Origin of the sequence: Caulobacter sp. D5 (assembly GCF_003185805.1) — a bacterium.
Classification (GTDB): domain Bacteria; phylum Pseudomonadota; class Alphaproteobacteria; order Caulobacterales; family Caulobacteraceae; genus Caulobacter.
Genome location: NZ_QHJY01000085.1, coordinates 1 through 4,762 on the forward strand (window position 1 = coordinate 1; position 4,762 = coordinate 4,762).

8 protein-coding genes are annotated in these 4,762 nt (G+C 71.6%); 2 read left to right on the forward strand and 6 right to left on the reverse strand.

Annotation, left to right across the window (positions count from 1 at the left end):
- The coding region (locus DMC18_RS06365; RefSeq protein WP_255580283.1) for an amidase family protein at positions 1–893 on the reverse strand (893 nt) is incomplete at its 3' end.
- Complete coding sequence (locus DMC18_RS06370) at positions 890–1,111, reverse strand: AtzG-like protein (protein WP_110121723.1); 222 nt, start codon at positions 1,109–1,111, stop codon at positions 890–892. The genes DMC18_RS06365 and DMC18_RS06370, both read right to left, overlap by 4 nt.
- A gap of 249 nt (positions 1,112–1,360) precedes the next feature.
- Here DMC18_RS06370 and DMC18_RS06375 point away from each other — a divergent pair, with 249 nt between their 5' ends.
- On the forward strand, positions 1,361–2,308 hold the full coding sequence (locus DMC18_RS06375; RefSeq protein ID WP_110121724.1) for an acetamidase/formamidase family protein: 948 nt from the start codon (positions 1,361–1,363) through the stop codon (positions 2,306–2,308).
- A gap of 178 nt (positions 2,309–2,486) precedes the next feature.
- Entirely contained in the window at positions 2,487–2,903 is a 417-nt protein-coding gene (locus DMC18_RS06380; protein ID WP_110132777.1) for an SgcJ/EcaC family oxidoreductase, read from the forward strand.
- Here the strand turns inward: DMC18_RS06380 and DMC18_RS27155 are convergent.
- From DMC18_RS27155 to DMC18_RS06395, 4 genes are all read right to left on the reverse strand, one after another.
- A complete protein-coding gene (locus DMC18_RS27155; protein WP_255580284.1) occupies positions 2,900–3,025 on the reverse strand; it encodes a hypothetical protein in 126 nt (41 codons plus the stop codon). The two genes, DMC18_RS06380 and DMC18_RS27155, sit on opposite strands and share 4 nt — an antisense overlap.
- A 1-nt stretch (position 3,026) precedes the next feature.
- Entirely contained in the window at positions 3,027–3,596 is a 570-nt protein-coding gene (locus tag DMC18_RS06385) for a TetR/AcrR family transcriptional regulator (RefSeq protein WP_110132778.1), read from the reverse strand.
- Positions 3,593–3,913, reverse strand: a complete 321-nt coding sequence (locus DMC18_RS06390) for a multidrug efflux SMR transporter (RefSeq protein ID WP_110121727.1) — start codon at positions 3,911–3,913, stop codon at positions 3,593–3,595. Before DMC18_RS06390 ends, DMC18_RS06385 begins: the two co-directional genes overlap by 4 nt.
- A gap of 269 nt (positions 3,914–4,182) precedes the next feature.
- A partial coding sequence (locus DMC18_RS06395) for a TetR/AcrR family transcriptional regulator (RefSeq protein WP_110132779.1) occupies positions 4,183–4,762 on the reverse strand: 580 nt, incomplete at its 5' end.

The following is a 4,762-nucleotide window of genomic DNA, read 5'->3' on the forward strand; positions in this document are numbered from 1 at the left end:
GCGGCCTTGGCCCCCGGCAGTTCGACGCCGCGCCGGGCCTGGAGGGCGTCGGCGACGATCTCCAGCGCCTCGACCACCTCGGGGAAGGCGCCCTGCTGGAACCAGCCGCCCAGCACGCCGACGCGCAGGGGCTGGTCGGCCAGGGCGTCGAGGCGCGCGGACAGGGGATCGGCGGGCGGCGGCGCCAGGTCGTCGAGCGGGTCCTCGCCCTGCAAGGCGTCATAGGCCAAAGCGAGGTCGGCGGCGGTGCGGGCGAACGGGCCGATGTGGTCCAGGCTGTGCACGAAGGGGAAGGCCCCGGCGCGCGACAGCCGGCCCAGGGTGGGCTTCAGGCCGAACACGCCGCACAGGCCGGCGGGGATGCGGATCGAGCCGTTGGTGTCCGACCCCAGGGTCAGCGGCAGGAGCCCGCCCGAGACGGCGGCGGCCGAGCCGCCCGACGAGCCGCCGGCGATCCGGGCCGGATGGTGCGGATTGCGGGTCGGGCCGTCGTGGGCGTTCTCGGTGACGAAGCCGTAGGCGAACTCGTCCATGTTCAGCGCGCCGACCAGCACCGCGCCGGCGGCCTTCATCCGGGCGACGGCGGCAGCGTCGGCGGTCGCGGGGGCGGCGCCCCGGCGGATCTTGCTGCCGGCCAGGGTCGTATGGCCGGCGACATCGAACAGGTTCTTGACCGCGAAGGGGACGCCGGCCAGCGGGCCGGGATCGGCGCCGGCCGCCAGCGCGGCGTCGACGGCGTCGGCCTGGGCCAGGGCTTCGTCCTCGAACACGGCGGTGAAGGCGTTGAACGGCTCGGCCCTGGCGGCGGCGATGGCCTTTTGCGCCTGTTCGCGGGCGGTGGTGCGACCCTCGCGCACGGCGCGGGTCACGGCCTGGGCGGTGTCGAAACTCATGGCGTGAAAGGCTCGGCCGGCGCGTCCGCGTCGGTCAGGCCCCCAAGCGCGTCGCAGAACAGGGCCGTCTGATCGCGAAGCAGGGCGAGGTTCTCGGCGACGCCGGCGCGGCAGTTCTCGGGAATGCGCAGGCCGAGTTCGGCGCTGCGGGAGTCCAGATAGGCGGCGACCTTGGCGTCGGAGAGGTTTTGGAAGGCCGACAGATCGCCGCCCGACATGGGAAGTCACTCACGCTAGAAAGTAATTAGATACTTCATAGCGATCCCACGATAACGCCGCTAGGCCAGACGTTTCAAGGGGCTAGGAAGGATTGATCGCCCGCCGGATGCGCGAGGGCCGTGCAGGCGGCGCCCAGCGGGCAGGCAGGATGGCGAAAGCGGCCGTGTCGATGGTCGCGCCGCTTCGCCGCCGCGCCGATGCGGCCGGAGACTGAGGGCCGTTTCTTCGTTTCCGGTTCCGCCGTCGCCATGCACCACCACCTGTCCTCCACGCCGCAGACCGTCCGCTTCGGCATCTTCGACGCGGCCTTCGACCCCGTCCTGACCATCCAGCCGGGCGACAGCGTCACCTTCGACTGCGTGTCGGGTGGGCCCGAGGTGATGCCGGGCGCGGAGTCGTGGTTGGCCATCCCGCCGGCCCTGCAGGCGATCCACGACGCCAGGCTGGACCGGATCGGCCCGCACATCCTGACCGGCCCGGTGGCCATCGCCGGAGCCGAGCCGGGCGACACGCTGGAGGTGCGCATCGAGGCGGTCGAGCCCAACAACGACTGGGGCTACTGCGCCGTGCGGCCCCTGGCCGGCACGCTGCCGGAGGATTTCCCTGACCGCTATGTCAGCCACATCGCCGTCGACAAGGCGCGCGGGGTCTGCAAGCCGCAGTGGGGGCCGGAGCTGCCGCTGCGGCCGTTCTTCGGCACCATGGGCGTGGCCCCGCCGGCGAAATACGGGCGGCTGTCCAGCCGCGAGCCGCGCGAGCACGGCGGCAACATGGACAACAAGGAACTGGGCGCGGGCGCGACCCTGTTCCTGCCGGTCTGGGTTCCGGGCGCCAACTTCTCGGCCGGCGACGGCCACGGTCGCCAGGGCGACGGCGAGGTCTGCGTCAACGCCCTGGAGATGGGCCTGACCGGGACCTTCACCTTCATCCTGCACAAGGCCGCCGACTTGGGTGTCGCCACCTGGCCGCGGGCCGAGACCCCGACCCACTACGTGATCATGGGCTTCAACGAGGACCTGGATCTGGCCATGAAGCAGGCCCTGCGGGGGATGATCGACTTCATCGTGTCGCGCTCGAACCTGACCCGCGTGCAGGCCTACCAGTTCTGCTCCCTGGCCGTGGACTTCCGCGTGACCCAGACGGTCAACGGCGAGAAAGGCGTGCACGGCCTGCTGGAGAAGGGGGTTCTGTTCTAGGTTTTCCTTCTCCTCCCCCGTGAAACGGGGGAGGAGGACCGCGAAGCGGTGGAGGGGGCGGCGGCGCACTCGGCGCTCTGTCCCTCGCCCCCTCCGCCACGTCGCCGATGGCGCCGCGCCACCTCCCCCGTTGCACGGGGGAGGAGTATGCTCGCCGCGCTATGACGGGGAGGGCGCCATGCAGCGGCCTGAAGATCTGCCGGCGGCGTTCGAGGCCGCCTGGAACGCCCACGACATGGAAGCGCTCGGCGGCCTGTTCGAAGCCGACGCGACCTTCGTCAACCGCTTCGCCACCTTCAGGCGCGGGCTGGAGGAGATCGTCGAGCTGCACCGGACCATCCACGAGACCGTCTATCGCGGCTCGGTCATGGCCAACGATCTGCACGCCGTGGACCTGATCGCGCCGGGCGTGGCGGTGGTGCATTTCTGGTCGCACCTGACGACCAGCCAGGCTCATCCGGCCGGGGTCCACGCGGTCGAGACGCTGCTGATGGCGGTGCTGGTCGAGCAGGGCGGCGCCTGGCGGATCAAGGCCGCCGAGAACGTGACCTTCACCGATCCCCGGTCGGGCAAGCTGTTGTTGCGCGGCGCCTAGGCGGCCGCCGGGGGCTCCTCGGCCTCGACCGGCGGGGTGTCCGTGGGCGGCGCGGGCGGGGCCTCGGCCGGCGGCGAGGGCTCGGTGGCCAGCAGGGCCCAGTGGGTGCGGAAGAAGGTCATGTCAGTTCTCCCGGGTCATGGCGATGAGGCGGTCCTGCAGCGCCTGCGGCGGTTCGCTGCCCGGATCGCCGTCGTGCAGCACGCGGGCGAACCAGTAGCCGTCGGCGGCCAGGCGGACGACGTGCAGGCGCGGGTCGAGGTCGGTGGCGGCGTGGCGCACGAGGCGCGCGTCGATCCAGTCGCGCCAGCGGCGGCGCAGGGCCGGGTCGGTGACCATCGAGATCGACAGCGCCTGGCCGCTGAGCGCCATGTCGCAGCACTCGAAGGTCGAGACGACATAGGCGCGGGTGAAGCAGCCGTGGGCCCCCTGGCCTTGTTCGTCGTCGGCCATCAGCCGGTCCAGCGCCTCGTCCATCTGTTCGAGCATGAAGTCGAACACGGCGTCGATCAGGGCCTGCTTGCTGGCGAAGTGGTGGAAGAGGCCGCCCTTGGTGACGCCGGCGCGGTCGGCCACGGCCTGGACGGTGATCCCGCCCAGGCCCTGCTCCTCGGCCAGGGCGACGGCGGCGTCCAGCAGGGCGCGGCGCACCTGCTCGGGCTGCTTGGGGCGGTTGTAGGCGGTGGTGTTCATCCGTGGGCCACGCTGCGCGAGAAGAGCTGGGTGACCAGCACGCCGGAGACGATCAGGCCTATGCCCAGCAGGGCCGGCGCGTCGAGCTTCTGGCGGAACAGCACGACGCCGATCACCGCCGTCAGCACGATCCCGACCCCGCCCCAGATGGCGTAGGCCACGCCGAGCGGCACGTGCCTGAGCGCCTGGGACAGGAAATAGAATGCGGCGGCGTAGAGCCCGGCCATGGCCAGGGTGGGGACCAGCCTGGTGAACTGCTCCGACTTCTGCAGGAAGGTGGTGCCGGCCACCTCGGCGGCGATGGCCGCGGCGAGCATGGCGTAGGCGGAAGCGGGGATGGACACGGGCGGGCCTCAGTGGTGAGGCTTGCAACATACCGCTTGGTTGGTTTGTTTTCAAGATGGGTGCAGACGATCCTTCTCCCCTTGCGGGAGAAGGTGGCGGCCGAAGGCCGCCGGATGAGGGGTCTCTCAGAACCTGGCGGCTGCACCCGGCCTGTCAGCTGTCGCGGCGGTGAGGGCTTTCGACCCCTCACCCTCCCACGCCTGCGGCGCGGGCCCCTCCCTCTCCCGCAAGGGGAGAGGGATCAAAGGCCCAGCAGCCGCCTCACCACGAACTCCAGCATCTCGGGCGTCAGCGGGCGGCGGGTGGCCTGGTTGTTCATGGCCAGGCCGCTGATGACGTCGATGACCAGGTCGGGATCGATCTCCGGGCCGATCTGGCCGCGCTCGACGGCGCGCTCGACGACCTGGCGGTTGTAGGCCCGGCGGCGCTGGAAGTCGTCGCTGGCGCCGTGGAACAGCTCGGGCCGCACGCGGCTCTCGGCGATCAGGAAGCTCATGCACGGCCCGACGACCGGGTCGTTGTAGAGGTCGATCATCGCCTGGCCCAGGGCGACGAGGTCGGTGACGACGTCGCCGGTGTCAGGCAGGGTGGCGAACAGGAAGGCCTCGTTGAAGGCCTCGCCCACCGCCTGCATCGGCGTGGCCCAGCGGCGGTAGAAGGTGGCGCGCGGGGCGCCGGCCTTGTCGCAGATCTTCTCCAGGGTCAGGCCCGACATGCCGTGGGCGGCCAGCACCTCCAGCGCCGCGCGCTTGAGGCGCCTTTCCACCTCGGGGTCGCGCGGCCGGCCGGGGCCGCGGCGCGGGGCGGGCGTGTCGGCGGGC